Below are 16,331 nucleotides of genomic sequence, written 5' to 3' on the forward strand. Positions count from 1 at the left end.
TTTATTCAAAATCAAGTTTTACTAATTCAAAATTCTTGGTAAAACGGACGAAGAATACTTTCTTATTAATGAAACCGCCCCAGTTGTTAACTCTTTGGAATTTAAACCCGGTTTGTATAGGAGTCAAATCCATTTTAGGCAGATTTTTTTCCAGTTCGGAGCCGTATTTAGCCAGTCCCTTCAAGAAGAAAAAACCGGTATCAAACCCAAGCATACCGTACTGCGGATAGTTTACGGTCATGTCTTTACTGTACCATTTATGGTAAGAGTTGATAAAGTTGATAGCTGCTGGAAGCATATTGTTCGTGTAGAATGAGGAATAAAAATAAGTGTCCAGTTCAAAGAAACTGTCTAAATGGTTTTTGGTATAAGTTTGCCATTCGGGATAGCCGAAAAGGTGAATGTTGACGTCCGGGTTTTCCCTTACCAGCATGGTTAATTGGGGGATGATTTTGATAAGTGTCACATCACTGCCGGAAGTGGGAATAAAGATATTCTCTTTATCATTTCGGAGAACCTCTTTCATGTTTTGTGCCGTTGCTGATTCGGACAGCGTTTTAACGGAGATTCCTTTGTTGCTTAATTCCTGTTTCAACCCTTTGATAAATTCGGTTTTATCTTTTTCTACTGCCGTAGCTTCCAATATTATTATATTGGCGTCTGGAAATTGGCGTGTAAAATGTTCGTATACTTCAGAGTACAGATAAGACTGTGGAGTATTGATTTGATAAATAAAGGGGTTGTTGAATACCTCCTCTTCTTTGGAAGAGAAAGGGATAACCATGCGGATATCGTGTTTTTTGGCAAAGGTTGCCAGCGTTTTCACATGTTGTGATTGTGATGGTCCGAAAATGATATTCATGTTTTTCATTTCCTCCTTGGCGAGGATTGTGTTCAGTGAAGCCTTGTCGTCTCCACAGTTATAAACATAAAGATCGACAGAAGTGCCTGTACGTTTTAGGCTATCCACGGCGATAAGAAATCCTTCGTAGTATTCGATCATCCGTTTGTCCTGCAAAAAAGGAAGTAAGATCGCTGCTTTTACAGTACTTATTTTTTCCGGAGTTTCTTTATTGGCAAGGAATAATTCTCTATCGGTAGGGGGAATGGGGTTTCTGTTTCCTGGCGATGTCACCGGCTTTTCCGATGGATAAGGAATACATAAGAATTGTCCCTTTTTCATTCCTTGTTTTAATTCCGGATTGGCGTTGATAAGTTCTTGTTCACTGATTCCGTATTCACGGCTGACACTAAAGATCGTTTCACGACGCTTTACTTTGTGCATCTCTTTGCATCTGGACTGAACAGGGCCTTGAATCGTATTGGTTGTTTTCTCTGTGTCTGCATTATTTGGCTCTTGTGAGTCGGCAGTTGCTTGTGCGGCTTCTTCGGCAGAAGGAATACGGATCACTTGACCGATGCGAAAGTTTTCCGCACTCAGTCCGGGGTTGGCTTCACAAATAGCCTTAGCCGATATATTGTATACAATTGTCAGTTTGTATAAAGTCTCTCCAGCTTGGATTGTATGGAATATTTCGCTTTGTTGGGCAGTTTTCTTTTGAGGAATTTTGATCGTTTGACCTGCGTATATTTTTTCATCACATCCGGGGTTTAATCTGATGATGTCGGCTTGGCTTACTCCATACATACTGGATATGGAATATAGACTTTGTCCCTTTTCAATAGTGTGAAGGAAGTAGGATTGATTCTCTTGAGCATAAAGGCTCATACAAGAGATACTTATAAAAAACAGAAAAAAGAGTATACGACTGATTATCGGTTTCATCAATTTTTAAACTATTGGTTCTTAAAATCAGGCAACAAAGGTACGAATTCTGCTATATATCTGCCTAATAATTGCGTTAAGAAAATAATATTGTGTTTCTTTAATACCATAATTCGAGCGGAAACATTAATTTTGCAGATGTTATGTCACTACGTATATTATCTTATATCGTGCTATTATGCATCGCCCTTCCTTTCTCAGAAAGCAAGGCGCAGATCAGCTTGAATCCTGTAGGCATAGTGCTGAAGGAGAATGGAGTTGAACCGGAAGAGACCAAAACGCTTGAAGCGGGTGGAGAAACCTACCAGGGAGCTGCCCCGCTTGAAATTCGCTTTATGGCTAATATAGAGTCACCTTCTGCTACATTGCGTTATGAATGGAATTTTGCATACGATGCAGAATTTACGGATAATTACCTGCCACCGCGTTATGATGAAGAGACCACTGTACCCTTTGATACTTCAGGAACATTTTATGTCCGGTTGCAGGTGAGTGATACGAGTGTGGAGGACGGTCCGACTTCGACTTCGGACATTTTTGTAATCCAGGTACCCGAATCGGAGCTGAAGATTCCGAATGCTTTCTCACCCAACGGAGACGGTATTAATGACATTTTTAAGGTGAAGCATAATTCATTGGTCAGTTTCAATGCGGTAGTGTTTAATCGCTGGGGACAAAAAATGTATCAGTGGGGATTTCCGGATATTGATAAAGGATGGGATGGGACATCGAATGGGCATCAGGTTCCTGCCGGTGTCTATTTCATTGTCATAGAAGCCCGTGGATCGGATGGAGTAGTGTACAAACATAAAGGAGATATAAATATACTTAGGTAAAAAGAATATGCAGGAAACAGAATATATAAATGTATACGGTGCGCGTGTACATAATTTGAAAGATATTGATGCTGAAATTCCCCGTAACAGTATGACGGTGATTACCGGACTGAGCGGAAGTGGTAAATCCTCGTTAGCATTTGATACGATATTTGCCGAAGGACAGCGACGGTATATTGAAACATTTTCGGCTTATGCCCGTAACTTCTTGGGTAACTTGGAACGCCCTGATGTAGATAAAATCACCGGATTAAGTCCGGTAATTTCCATAGAACAGAAAACAACGAATAAAAATCCCCGATCTACGGTGGGAACGACAACGGAGATATATGATTACCTCCGTTTGCTTTATGCCCGCGCGGGAACAGCTTATTCTTATCTTTCGGGAGAAGAGATGGTGAAGTATACTGAAGAACAAATACTCGATCTTATTCTGAAAGATTATAAGGGAAAGAAGATTTATATGCTGGCACCGTTGGTTCGTTCACGCAAAGGACATTATAAGGAATTATTCGAACAGGTGCGTAAGAAGGGATATCTATATGTACGTGTAGATGGAGAGGTGCGCGAAGTGACGCACGGCATGAAACTGGATCGTTACAAAAATCATGATATCGAAGTAGTGATCGATAAGATGGTGGTAACTGATAAAGATGACAAACGTTTGAAACAAAGTGTTGCCACTGCTATGAGGCAAGGAGATGGTTTATTACTGATTCTGGATGTGGCGACTGAAAGTATCCGTCATTATAGTAAGCGGCTGATGTGTCCTGTTACCGGATTGTCTTATCGGGAACCGGCGCCGCACAACTTTTCGTTTAATTCTCCGCAAGGAGCCTGTCCGAAGTGTAAAGGGCTCGGAGTAGTAAGCCAGATTGATGTGGACAAGGTAGTTCCCGATCGAAGTATGTCTATCTATGAGGGTGCTATCGCCCCATTGGGCAAGTATAAGAATGCGATGATATTCTGGCAGATAGGAGCATTGCTTGAAAAGTATGAGGCTACGTTGAAGACTCCTGTTAAGGATTTGCCGGATGATGCCATTGATGAAATCTTATATGGTTCGGATGAAAGAATCAAAATAAAAAGTTCTCTGATCGGAACTTCTTCCGATTATTTTGTGACTTATGAAGGCGTGGTTAAATATATTCAGATGCTGCAGGAGAAAGATGCTTCGGCCACTGCCCAGAAATGGGCGGAGCAGTTTGCACGTACTACCGTTTGTCCGGAATGTAAGGGAGCACGATTGAATAAAGAAGCATTGCATTTCCGCATTCACGATAAGAATATCAATGAACTCTCCAATATGGATATCAACGAGCTTTATGACTGGTTGATGAAAGTAGATGAATTCTTGTCGGATAAACAAAAGAAAATCGCTGCTGAAATATTAAAAGAAATACGTACGCGCCTGAAGTTTTTGTTGGATGTAGGACTCGATTATCTGGCGTTGAACCGTAGTTCGGTAAGTTTATCGGGAGGGGAAAGTCAGCGTATACGTTTGGCTACGCAGATAGGTTCGCAGTTGGTGAATGTACTTTATATTCTTGATGAACCGAGTATCGGGCTCCATCAGCGGGACAATCTGCGACTCATCAATTCGTTAAAGGAATTGCGCGATATGGGGAATTCTGTTATTGTGGTCGAACATGATAAAGATATGATGCTTGCAGCCGACTATGTGATCGATATGGGGCCGAAGGCCGGCCGGTTGGGAGGTGAAGTCGTGTTTGCCGGTACACCGCAGGAAATGTTGCAAACCAATACGCTGACTTCCCAATATCTCAACGGGCAACAAAGGATTGAGATTCCTGCCAAGCGCCGTCCCGGTAACGGTAAGTCGTTATGGCTTCGCGGGGCGAAAGGGAACAATCTGAAAAATGTCGATGTGGAGTTTCCATTGGGTAAGTTGATTTGTGTAACCGGTGTCTCCGGCAGTGGTAAATCCACTTTGATTAATGAGACCTTGCAACCGATTCTTTCACAAAAGTTCTATCGGTCTTTGCAGGATCCGTTGGAATACGATTCTATCGAAGGGTTGGAGAATATAGATAAAGTGGTGAACGTAGACCAGTCACCATTGGGCCGTACCCCGCGTTCCAATCCGGCAACGTATACCGGTGTCTTTTCTGATATTCGTAATCTTTTTGTCGGCTTACCTGAAGCGAAGATACGCGGTTATAAACCCGGCCGTTTCTCTTTTAATGTATCCGGCGGGCGTTGTGAGGCATGTTCCGGAAATGGCTATAAGACGATTGAAATGAATTTTCTGCCGGATGTGTATGTACCTTGCGAAGTATGTCATGGTAAGCGTTATAACCGTGAAACCTTAGAAGTACGTTTTAAAGGAAAATCCATTGCTGATGTGCTCGATATGACGATCAACCGTGCTGTGGAGTTCTTTGAAAACGTGCCGCAGATTCTGAATAAAATCAAGGTGATACAGGATGTCGGACTGGGATATATAAAGTTAGGACAATCGTCAACAACCCTTTCCGGTGGTGAAAGCCAGCGTGTGAAATTGGCTACCGAGCTCTCGAAACGCGATACGGGCAAAACCCTTTATATTCTCGACGAACCCACTACCGGGTTGCATTTTGAAGATATCCGCGTACTGATGAATGTGCTGAATAAACTGGTAGACAAGGGAAATACGGTTATTGTGATTGAACATAATTTGGATGTAATCAAAATGGCTGATTATATTATCGATATGGGACCGGATGGGGGTAAAGGCGGCGGTGAGTTATTGAGCTTCGGTACTCCGGAGGAAGTTGCGAAGAGCAAGAAAGGATATACTCCGAAGTTTCTTCGTGAGGAACTGGCCCTTTGATCGGATTCCCAAAGAACACATACCCTGAAGATGAAGAATTATTTATTTGTTTTATCGTTATTATTGGTTTGTTTTCCGGTATCTGCCAACGATGATGCCTTGTTGGACAGTCTGCGTTTGAACTTGGAAACGGCTGAGGGAAAAACAGGGAATGCCTTGGCCGAAGCCTATTCGGATTTGGGGGATTATTACATGTATAAGCAGCCCGATTCGGCTTATTATTATTTTCAGAAAGGCATAGATCATCTTCGCAATCATACCGATTTCTGTTATTCCGGATTGTTGAGTAATATGGCTACCTATTATTACTCTATAGGGGATATAGATAAGGCACTTTCTTCTTATCTTTTTGCTTTGCAAGAGGCCGTGAGATTAGGGCATGATGAGATTTCCACTTTAGTATCTTCGTCACTCGGAGTGATTTATCGTAGAAAGGAAATGCCGGATTCTGCTCTTTATTATTATAATAGAGCGCTGGAGTTTGCGGAACATCAGAATGACTTTGCAACTATTGCCAATTTATACACTAATATTGCGGTGTTGTATAGTGCTACTTCCCGTTTGTCGGAGGCGATTCCTTATGCAGAAAAGGCAGTAGGATTTTCTCTGAAAGGAAATGATCCTGTTCAGACGGTGTATAGCTACTCTGTTTATGGTTCTTTGCTGATAAAGAATAAGGAGTGGGAAAAAGCTTCGCAGATATTGAGAAACGGGGTGGCGGAGTCGAAAAAGATGCAGTCATCACAACTTGTAGTGAAGTGTATTACTCCTTTGCTGTCTGTCTTTGATTGTTTGGGGCAGGCCGATTCTGTAAAATATTACATGGATATAGCAGAGAAAGAACTTCCTGAGTTATCTCCCAATGCGATAGAAGTACTCGGTTTTTATGAAGTAAAAGGAGAACTGTTTAACAGATACGGGCAATATCGTGAGAGTTTGGAAGCTCTGAAAAAGATCGAAAATCTGCGCGGAAAGAATCTGCATACACCGCTCGATCTGCTTTATTTCCGGTTTGCAAGCAATTATTATGGCTTGAAGGATTTTACTTCTGCATATGTGTATATGAAAAAGGCTTATCTGGCAAAAGATTCCCTGTTCGCCGGTGAGGTACAAAAGCAATTGTCTGACATGACTGTAAAATATCAGACGAAAGAGAAAGAACTTGAGATAGCGCAATTAAAGCAGATTCAAACCGAGCAGCATGCTCTGATGGTAAAAAGAATTTTTTATCTTGTACTTTTCTTATTGGTCCTGATTGCAGCGTTTCTCGTTTTGCTGTATAAGAAAAAGGCTTTGGAGAAAGAAACTGATCTTCGTCTGGCACGTCAGTATATCGATGGATTGGAGAGCGAACGGAAGCGTCTTGCAAAAGAACTTCATGACGGAGTATGTAATGACCTGTTGGGCATACAATATTACATGCAGACATCGGATGCCATAGGGAAAGAAGTACAGCAGAAGCTTTTTCCTATGATTGAGCAGACTCGTACGGATGTTCGTTTCATTTCGCACGAATTGATGCCTCCTGCTTTTCAATATGCCAATTTAAATGTGATGTTGGAGGATTATGTCGAGCGGCTCGGCAATGTACACCAGCTTATTCACTTTCATTATTTTTCTTTGCCGGAGCAAGCAAATTGGGAACTTGTTTCCTGTCAAAAAGCATATGAACTTTATCGTATCGTGCAGGAAGTGTTAGGCAATTCTTTGTCTCACAGCAAAGCTACTGAAATTGAAATAATCTTATCGATGATCGCAGAGGAGAGGAAGATTGTATTGACAGTTTCTGATAATGGTAAGGGGGCATCGGTTTCACTTGCCAGTGGTAACGGTATCGGATTGCGAACGGTGGAAGATCGTGTAAAATGCATTGATGGTGTTTATTCGTTGACTTCAGATGCTAAGGGAACTTCTTTTATTGTAGAAACGGGGATTTAGAGCTTGTTTAAATTTTGCTTAAAATAAACTGATCGATATTTTTAAGAGCAAAATTAAAACATTGGTACTTAATGAAAGGATACAAGAAAGAATGCATCAATCGCTTTTCAATGTCATAGTGCAGCCAATTGGTACATTGGCATATTATTCATTCTTTCGCTGATTTTTCACGGTTTTCCGTGAAGTGTGTTTTTACTAATATTCATTACTTTGCAGATGAATAACGAAGGACAGTAAATGAGTGAAACCAAGAAAAGCATATTATTGGTCGATGATCATGATTTAATTCTTCAAGGCATTAAATACATTGTCGATCAGATACCGGAAATAAATCAACTTTGTACAGCTTCTTCTGCAGAAGAAGCTTGTCGGTGTATTTCCAGCCAGCCTTTTGATCTTTATATCTTAGATGTCGAACTTCCGGATGCGTCCGGATTCGAGTTGATCGACCGCATCCGTGAAAAGCATCCGGAAGCCCGCATTATAATCAATACCATGCATGATGAAATGTGGAACATCAGCCGCCTGCTTCAGATGAAAGTATCTTCCGTTATCCTTAAATCTTCCAATATACAGGAAGTAAAACAGGCGATCCTTACTGTATTATCCGGTAAACAATATTTTTGTGATCACTTTGAGTCTTTATGCCGTAAACTTAAAAATACGAATACCGGAATATTTCCGAATGATGTGCTCACTACTCGGGAGATGGATGTATTGCAGGCTATTGCCGATGGGTTGAATACTAATGAGATAGCTGAATTGTTACATCTGTCGGATAACACGATTGAATCTCACCGCAAGCGGCTGATGCTGAAATTGAATGCTCGTAATGCAGTGGATCTGGTGATGAAAGCCATTTCCAAAGGCATTATTTCTCTGAAGAAACGCTAAATATTATATTCTGTATTATACACTAAAATTACATGATTTATGAAACACAATTACTCAACGTTCTGGCTAAGCGCCTGCTTTATTCTGTGTTTGCTATTGTGCGGTAATGTATCTGCACAGCCGGTCACATCCTTTGAGGTCCAGCGCCCCGATTTCATGTCCGAACCTTATGAATTGCATTTAATGCTTCGTGTCCCGACTTCTTCGGATACGGAAGTTGGGCGGGAGTTTTACGCTGCATACAATTCTGAAACCGGAAAATATGAGATTCATGATTTGGAGGAATCGGCGGATTTTCTCATTAATGTGTATTACTCTTACTGGCAGCAATATGCCTATATTTTGCCTTATTCGTTTGTACAGCGTGTGACAGTAGGGGAAACCATGAAATTGGATCTACGGAATGTATACCATCAGTGTAATGTTACCGTGAAAGATTATTATGGTAATCCGTTTTCGAATGCTTCTTTGCAGGAATATCCTTACGGAAACAGTTACCAGCTTGATCAAGAGGGACAATTGCGATTCTATATGCCTAATGGTACCTATGATTTTTCAATTTCCGCTTCGGGCTACTCTCCTTTGAAAAAAAGCATAACAATGGCAGGAGCCGATCGTAATGTGACATTCACGCTCGATGATTATAGAAAAGTGAACTTTAAGGTTACGGATCATAAAGGAGACGCAATGGCGTATGCCAATGTAATGGTAGAGGAAGACAGAAGTTCTTTCTCTGTACAGACGAATGAAGAAGGGGAAGCGACTATGTTTCTAACTGATGGTAATTATGAAGTTTGTCTGTCGGCTACCGGATATTGGAGCTTGAACAAAGAACTTGTGGTGAACAGTGCTACTGAAACGGTAAGTCTTTCTTTTGAAGGATACAAACATTTATCTTTCAAAGTGAAGAATGGTGAGAATATGGATATTCATGTGAGTCATTTTTATCTTTATACTCAAGGTGAGGATTATTCTTCTTCCATTTCCGGTGATTCTTATTATATGCCGGAAGGGCTTTATATGTACGAGGTTAATTTTAATGCTACTTCTGCACAATATGGTTTGATTCAAGTCGGTAATTCGGATATAGAAAAGACATTTGATTTCAGTGGTTATAAAAAAGCAATTATAGAGTGTAGCCAGGATGTCAGATTTATCAATGTGTATGATCCTGCAAAAGAAGAATATGAGCCGATATGGAATATTTCGTTTCCTGATTATGCTGGTCCGGAAGGAGGGGAGACACCGGGGCAAGCGGACAGAACAGCTATCGTTTATCTTCTTGCCGGAGAATACGAAATCAATGGGCATGATACTCCTCAAACGGGTATGAAAATCCAACTGAACCAATCGGAACAGCGTTTCATTTATAATACACAAGCTTTGAATCTGCTCGATGTGGAATTGAATTTTATCAATTCGCCCGTTGATACTGACGAACTTAATTCTTGGTATGCCTATTTTATTCCTAAGGGATACAAGGGGAGTATATCCGGTAGTTCATACAGTTTGCAAATACCTGCCGGTGAATATTCTTATACAGTTGAACATGATGCATATAATGGTTATGGCTTTATGAAAGAAGGGAATTGTAAAGTGGATGCTGCCAATCGTGTGTTGAATGTGGATTTGAAAGATTATCATTGTGTGAGTTTTAACGTATCGACTCCTGATGGTGTTGAAGTGGAATATCCGATCGTGGAACTCTTCAAAGATGGCGAGCCTTTTATGTCGGGAGAAGGGAGAGAGTATTTATTTGAAAATGGGAATTATAAAGCGCTGGTTTGGGATGAAGATGAGACAGAAGTTTTCCAAAAATGGGTATCTTTCACCGTATCCGGTAAAGACCAGATCATAGATGTGCGTTTTGAACATGCTAATACTTCTCTTGTTTTCACAGAGGTAAGAAACGAGAAGTTCGAACCGGTAGAAAATACAGATGTGGTCATCGCAGGAAAGACACCGGATTATGTACATAAGAATTACGCTTTGTTTACGAGCATTCCTTGTGGTAAGAATAATTATACAATTTCTATTGGCGGGGCTCAAGTGCAGGCCGGTACAATAGAGATAAAAGCGGACGAAACGCTCGATATTACGTTCTTTATCAATTCTTCAGCAACCAGTATAAATGACCGGACGGAGGGAAAACTGTCGATGATACAGCAGGGTAACAAGTTACTGTTACTTTCGGAAAACGGAGAGCCATATTCGGTTTCCATTTATAGTGTAAATGGAAATAAAATGTTGGAAAAAAGGATGAATGGAGATGGCGAGCTTTCTGTAGAATCTTTCGGAAGCGGTGTTTATATTTTGCAAATAGTGAAATCCGGTCATGTGAAAACGTTTAAATTTGTAAAGAAATAAACTGGTAAATATTTTTAAGAGGAAAGTTTAAACAGGCTCTAAGTATGATTCCCCCGACAAAAACGTTATTTTGTTTTTGCCGGGGGATTATTTTTTCTTAATTTTGTTCCTTTAAAACAGATATTCAGTCTTATTTGAATTTTACTCAGCATTGTTTTGAGGAGAATTTAAACGAGCTCTTAATTAGACTCGATAGTTATGAAAATAAATAAAACAAATGCCGCCCGTCTTTTGGATAAGTCAAAAATCTCTTATGAGTTGATTCCTTATGAAGTGGACGAGAATGATTTGAGTGCAGTTCATGTAGCGGCTAATCTTGGTGAGAATATAAGTCAGGTGTTTAAAACGCTTGTTTTGCAGGGTGATAAAACCGGGCATTTTGTCTGTGTCATTCCCGGAGATAAAGAGGTGAATCTGAAACTTGCTGCTAAAGTATCCGGCAATAAAAGTTGTGATATGATACCGATGAAAGAGCTTCTTCCTACCACCGGGTATGTTCGGGGAGCTTGTTCGCCTGTAGGGATGAAAAAGCATTTTCCTACTTATATTCATGAGACCTGTCTTGAATTTCCATATATTTATGTAAGTGCCGGCCAGCGTGGGTTACAGATAAAGGTTGATCCGAACGATTTAATAAAAGAAATACATGCTGAAGTTTGCATCTTGTTTGTTGAATAATTCAAAAAAAAGTATATATTTGCAGAAACTATACCAAAAAAAAAGTAAACCATTATTAATTAAATATTTATATCTTATGTTTAGTAAACACCCTAAAGGGCTGATAGCAGCCGCCTTAGCCAATCTTGGCGAACGCTTTGGCTTTTATACTATGATGGCAATCCTCGTTCTTTTCTTACAAGCAAAATTTGGACTGGATGGAAAAAGTGCCGGATTTATCTATTCTACATTTTATTTTTCTATTTACATTCTTGCCCTTGTAGGCGGCATTATTGCTGATAAAACGCGAAATTATAAAGGTACGATTATGGTAGGTATTGTTTTGATGGCATTAGGCTATCTGATGCTTGCCATTCCTTCTAAAACTCCGGTAGACAATCAGACTTTATTTTTGGCTATCACTTGTATCGGGTTATTTGTTATTGCTTTTGGTAACGGGCTTTTTAAAGGAAATCTTCAGGCGTTGGTCGGGCAGATGTACGATAATCCGCAATATTCTGCTATGCGTGACTCCGGTTTCTCCCTTTTCTATATGTTTATTAATATCGGTGCTATTTTTGCTCCGATGGCTGCTATCGGTGTACGTAACTGGTGGTTGTCTACTTTCGGTTTTGCCTATAATGCCGATCTTCCTGCGCTGTGTCACGGACAGTTGGCGCAGACACTTACTCCCGAAGCCATAGAAACTTATACGAGGCTTGCTTCGGAATCATCGTCAGTGCCTGTTACCGATCTGACCGCTTTTGCAGCCGATTATTTGAACGTATTTACTACCGGATTCCATTATGCTTTTGGTGTTGCTATCGTGGCTATGGCAGTTTCGCTTCTCATTTATGTATTGAATAAGAAGAACTTTCCTGATCCCAGCAAGAAAGTGGAAGCCAATAAAACTACCGGAACTTCTGCAGCCGTTACGGAGATGAGCGCCCAAGAAGTGAAGCAACGCATTTATGCTCTGTTTGCTGTATTTGGTGTTGTTATTTTCTTCTGGTTCTCATTCCATCAGAATGGTTTGACATTGACATTCTTTGCAAAAGAATACACTGATCTGAATCTTTTCGGTATGCCTATTTCCGCAGAGTTGTTCCAATCGCTGAATCCTTTCTTTGTGGTATTCCTTACTCCGGTAGTTATGGCGATATTTGCCCGTCAGCGTGCCCGTGGATGTGAACCGTCTACTCCCAAGAAGATTGCTATCGGTATGGGAATTGCTGCTTCGGCATTTGTTGTGATGGCTGTCGGTTCTTTCGTTTCCAACTTACCTTTGCACAAAGAAATTCTTGAAGTAGGAACGTCTCCGGTAAAAGTAACTCCATTGTTGCTGATGGTGACTTACCTTATCCTTACGGTTGCCGAATTGTATATTTCTCCATTGGGTATTTCGTTCGTATCTAAAGTGGCTCCTCCTAAGTATCAAGGAATCATGCAAGGTGGTTGGTTGGGTGCTACCGCCATCGGTAATCAGTTGCTTTTCATTGGTGCGGTATTATATGAGACAATTCCTATCTGGATGACATGGACCGTGTTCGTTGTTGCATGTAGTATCTCGATGATTACTATGCTTTTTATGTTGAAATGGCTGGAAAGAGTGGCTAAATAAAAGAATCTTTTTTTAATTTGTTTTTTTTGAATATGATGAAAGGGTGTATCGGTAATTTTCCGGTGCACCCTTTTTGTAATGTGCCAATGTGTCAATATGCTAATGTGCCAATTGGTTGCGTCGTGGTCTTGAGTAGTAATTAGCCCATGGCCTTATTCTTTAATTGTTCCATTGTTCATTGTTCATTCTTTAATTGGCACATTGATACATTGGTGCATTATTTATTTTTTCTGTTTAAAAACTAAAATATTATTATAAAGATAAATCTTTGTTTCTATATTTGTACGTGTTTTATGTTTTATTATATCATATAAGAAAATGGATATTTGGAACGCCTTTCTGGGGCTCTAAAACCATCATGTGAAAGTACAATAAAGATAATGGAGAGAGAGACCAATGTTAAAACATGTTTAAAGGAATGGCATAAGCATCCTTTTAGTTGGTTAATCGTCCTGTTCGGGATGGGTTATGGTGTTTTTTATGTAATGGTGCGATATCTTTTTAGAGCCAATGGTATCGGAGTTATATTTGTCAGCATTATTTTGGGGATATTACTTGTGTTGGTAAATTGGTTGTTATGGAAGTCTGTCGCTTTTCATTTTTGTCCGAAGAAGGATACGGCCTTGGATGCTCTTGATATTTTAGCTTTATACAAAGCATGGGGAATGCATGTTTTGCTTTATATGATATGGTTCATTCCTGTATGGCCCGCCTTGCTGATCATATTTATTTGGTATTGGGGATGGCAGCATAAATATAACGTCCGTTTAGGATGTACCTGCCCTAAATGCGGGGAGATATCCCTTAAATCGCTTTCCGATGCAGAGTCCGATCCGTTATTGTATGAGAGCGATTGTACGGAGCTTGAGAAAGGAATAGCCGATATAAGGTATTATCGTTGTTCTTCTTGCGGTAAACTTCTGAAGCACCGTATACAGCTTGATAAAAGGCAAGAATGGCATTTGCTTCCATCTGTCATTACTAAATGTTCAACCCCATGATATAATCATTCATATAATATCCGTTTCCTATCGGAAAATCTCCTTCGCGTAATTTTCTCATTCCCATTTTTTCATAAAAGTGCAGGGCTTTATTATTCCGGTTTACATTCAGTTCCATCAGACAGGGGGCAGGGTGTATTTCCTTTATATACTTGATAGCCTGCCGAAATAGGAAACTACCCAAGTGTTGTCCTTGGAAAACCGGGAGCACATAAATCTTTTGTAAATGAAATATAGCATCTTCCTGAGGCTGTACCGATACATATCCGCAAGGTTCGTCTCCTTTGTAGGCTATGAAATAAACATGGCCTTCTTCTTCCATTTGCTTGCGAATATTTTCGTGAGAGTACATCCAGTCCATCATAAAATCTAACTGTTCGGTTGAGATTATTTCTTTATAAGTAGCGGGAAAGACGATGGAAGCCATATTGTGAATCAATCCGCAATCTTTTGTTGTCGCTTTTCGGACAGTAAACATAAGTGTATCGTATTTTGGTTTTGAATGGTACAAATATAAGGTAATAATCGGTATAATTGAATGAGTGGTATTTTAATGTGAGTTAAAATCGTATTTTCAGTAGGGTACATATCTTATTCGGTAAGATGCGTTATATGATATGATCAATATGGATCTATCATATAACCATATAATAATGTGACTGAATAATGATAGATTAATTATTGTTAAATTATAGTACTTTGTATTGCATAGTACTTATATGATACATATATTTGTTTCATCAAATTAAAAAAAGTGATTTATGAATGTAGATAATGTAAAGTCGCAGATGCGGAAAGGGATGTTGGAGTACTGCATTATGCTATTATTGCATAAAGAGCCGGCTTACGCTTCGGACATTATCCAGAAGCTGAAAGAGGCCCGGTTAATTGTGGTGGAAGGTACGCTGTATCCATTGCTTACCCGGTTGAAGAATGATGAACTGTTAAGTTATGAATGGATAGAATCTACTCAAGGCCCCCCGCGTAAATATTACAAGCTGACAGAGAAAGGGGAGATTTTTCTGGGAGAACTGGAAAATTCCTGGAAAGAATTGAATGAAACCGTGAGTCATATAGCAAATAGATAACAGATTAAAGGAAGATATAATAATGAAAAAAACATTGACTGTAAATTTAGGTGGAACTGTTTTTCATATAGATGAAGATGCTTACCGCCTGTTGGACAATTATTTGTGCAATCTTAAGCTGCATTTCCGTAAACAGGAAGGGGCAGAAGAGATCGTAGATGATATTGAAGCTCGTATTTCGGAATTGTTTTTGGAAAAGCTGAATGCCGGTTCGCAAGTGATTACGCTTGCTGACGTAGAGGAGGTGATTGCTCGTGTCGGAAAACCGGAGGATTTTGGGACTACAGATGAAGAGGAAAAGAGGACTTCGTCCGGTACTTCTGCCGCCTCTGCTACTTATACGTCCCGTCGCCGTTTATATCGCAATTCGGATGATAAGATATTGGGAGGAGTCATGGGTGGTTTGGCGGCATATTTAGGGTGGGATCCCACGCTGTTGCGTCTTCTCGCATTGGTAATCCTTATTTGTGGATATGGCACTTTGATCCCCGTGTATATCATTTGCTGGCTGGTTATCCCGGAAGCCCGTACAGCAGCAGAGAAACTCAGTATGCGTGGAGAGGCGGTGACGGTTGAAAATATAGGTAAAACGGTGACTGATGGTTTTGAGAAAATGGCTAACGGAGTAAACAGCTATATGAATTCTGAAAAGCCGCGTACTTTTCTCCAGAAATTGGGTGATGCGTTTGTTGCTGTAGCGGGATTCTTCTTGAAAGCATGTCTTGTGGTATTAGCTATTATTTTCAGTCCTGTATTATTTTTACTTGCCATTGTGTTTGTGGCATTGGTTATAGCGGCTATTGCAGCAGCCATCGGTGGTGGAGCTATACTCTATGAGATACTTCCTTCGGTGGATTGGTCACCTTTGGCTTCTATTTCTCCATTGATGACAGTGGCAGGAAGTATGGCAGGTATTGTTCTGGTCGGTATCCCATTGGCATGTATTGTCTATACTATTCTTCGTCAGATATTTCATTGGTCGCCAATGGCTACCGGGTTGAAATGGTCATTGCTTATCCTTTGGATTCTCGGATTGGCTATTTTCCTTATTAATTTATCTGCTTTGGGTTGGCAATTTCCCCTTTATGGAATCCATAGACTTTTTTAATAATCAAGTGATAAGAATAGCCAAGCAGTAAGCGGTAAGTAGTAAAGTAGTAAGTAGTCAAGTAGTTAAGTAGAATAGATCTGAGTTATAGTTTTTTTGTTTGCCTAATTTAATTATTTACTACTTACCGCTTTACTACTTACTACTTAACTACTTTACTACTTGGCTACTTACTACTTAACTACTTACTACTTAACTACTT

12 protein-coding genes are annotated in these 16,331 nt (G+C 40.0%); 10 read left to right on the plus strand and 2 right to left on the minus strand.

Annotated features, from left to right (window positions below; genetic code table 11):
- Nucleotide 1: 1 nt before the first annotated feature.
- On the minus strand, nucleotides 2-1,786 hold the full coding sequence (locus HMPREF1532_RS15100; protein WP_021936915.1) for a LysM peptidoglycan-binding domain-containing protein: 1,785 nt from the start codon (nucleotides 1,784-1,786) through the stop codon (nucleotides 2-4).
- Between the two features lie 143 nt (nucleotides 1,787-1,929).
- Between HMPREF1532_RS15100 and HMPREF1532_RS15105 the strand changes: the two genes are divergently transcribed.
- The 8 genes from HMPREF1532_RS15105 to HMPREF1532_RS15140 all read left to right on the plus strand — a co-directional run bounded on the left by HMPREF1532_RS15105 (nucleotide 1,930) and on the right by HMPREF1532_RS15140 (nucleotide 13,933).
- The gene (locus HMPREF1532_RS15105; protein WP_005931312.1) at nucleotides 1,930-2,622 is read left to right on the plus strand and encodes a T9SS type B sorting domain-containing protein; all 693 of its coding nucleotides are present in this window, start codon (nucleotides 1,930-1,932) and stop codon (nucleotides 2,620-2,622) included.
- Between the two features lie 7 nt (nucleotides 2,623-2,629).
- On the plus strand, nucleotides 2,630-5,455 hold the full coding sequence (uvrA, locus tag HMPREF1532_RS15110; RefSeq protein ID WP_005931314.1) for an excinuclease ABC subunit UvrA: 2,826 nt from the start codon (nucleotides 2,630-2,632) through the stop codon (nucleotides 5,453-5,455).
- A 30-nt stretch (nucleotides 5,456-5,485) separates the two neighbouring features.
- Nucleotides 5,486-7,393, plus strand: a complete 1,908-nt coding sequence (locus HMPREF1532_RS15115) for a tetratricopeptide repeat-containing sensor histidine kinase (RefSeq protein WP_005931316.1) — start codon at nucleotides 5,486-5,488, stop codon at nucleotides 7,391-7,393.
- Between the two features lie 237 nt (nucleotides 7,394-7,630).
- A complete protein-coding gene (locus HMPREF1532_RS15120; protein ID WP_005931318.1) occupies nucleotides 7,631-8,287 on the plus strand; it encodes a response regulator in 657 nt (218 codons plus the stop codon).
- A gap of 39 nt (nucleotides 8,288-8,326) precedes the next feature.
- Nucleotides 8,327-10,654 (plus strand): carboxypeptidase regulatory-like domain-containing protein, encoded by a 2,328-nt coding sequence (locus tag HMPREF1532_RS15125; RefSeq protein WP_005931320.1) that lies wholly within the window; start codon nucleotides 8,327-8,329, stop codon nucleotides 10,652-10,654.
- Nucleotides 10,655-10,852: 198 nt separating this feature from the next.
- Nucleotides 10,853-11,332, plus strand: a complete 480-nt coding sequence (gene ybaK, locus HMPREF1532_RS15130; protein WP_005931322.1) for a Cys-tRNA(Pro) deacylase — start codon at nucleotides 10,853-10,855, stop codon at nucleotides 11,330-11,332.
- A 76-nt stretch (nucleotides 11,333-11,408) separates the two neighbouring features.
- Entirely contained in the window at nucleotides 11,409-12,932 is a 1,524-nt protein-coding gene (locus HMPREF1532_RS15135) for a peptide MFS transporter (RefSeq protein WP_005931326.1), read from the plus strand.
- Nucleotides 12,933-13,312: 380 nt separating this feature from the next.
- Entirely contained in the window at nucleotides 13,313-13,933 is a 621-nt protein-coding gene (locus HMPREF1532_RS15140) for a hypothetical protein (protein WP_005931329.1), read from the plus strand.
- Here HMPREF1532_RS15140 and HMPREF1532_RS15145 read toward each other — a convergent pair.
- Nucleotides 13,914-14,411, minus strand: a complete 498-nt coding sequence (locus tag HMPREF1532_RS15145; RefSeq protein WP_005931332.1) for a GNAT family N-acetyltransferase — start codon at nucleotides 14,409-14,411, stop codon at nucleotides 13,914-13,916. The two genes, HMPREF1532_RS15140 and HMPREF1532_RS15145, sit on opposite strands and share 20 nt — an antisense overlap.
- Nucleotides 14,412-14,694: 283 nt before the next feature.
- Here HMPREF1532_RS15145 and HMPREF1532_RS15150 point away from each other — a divergent pair, with 283 nt between their 5' ends.
- On the plus strand, nucleotides 14,695-15,021 hold the full coding sequence (locus tag HMPREF1532_RS15150; protein WP_005931334.1) for a PadR family transcriptional regulator: 327 nt from the start codon (nucleotides 14,695-14,697) through the stop codon (nucleotides 15,019-15,021).
- A gap of 22 nt (nucleotides 15,022-15,043) precedes the next feature.
- Nucleotides 15,044-16,129, plus strand: coding sequence for a PspC domain-containing protein (locus HMPREF1532_RS15155; protein ID WP_005931337.1), 1,086 nt, complete (start codon nucleotides 15,044-15,046; stop codon nucleotides 16,127-16,129).
- The last annotated feature ends 202 nt before the right edge of the window (nucleotides 16,130-16,331 follow it).

This window comes from Bacteroides salyersiae WAL 10018 = DSM 18765 = JCM 12988 (assembly GCF_000381365.1).
GTDB lineage: Bacteria > Bacteroidota > Bacteroidia > Bacteroidales > Bacteroidaceae > Bacteroides > Bacteroides salyersiae.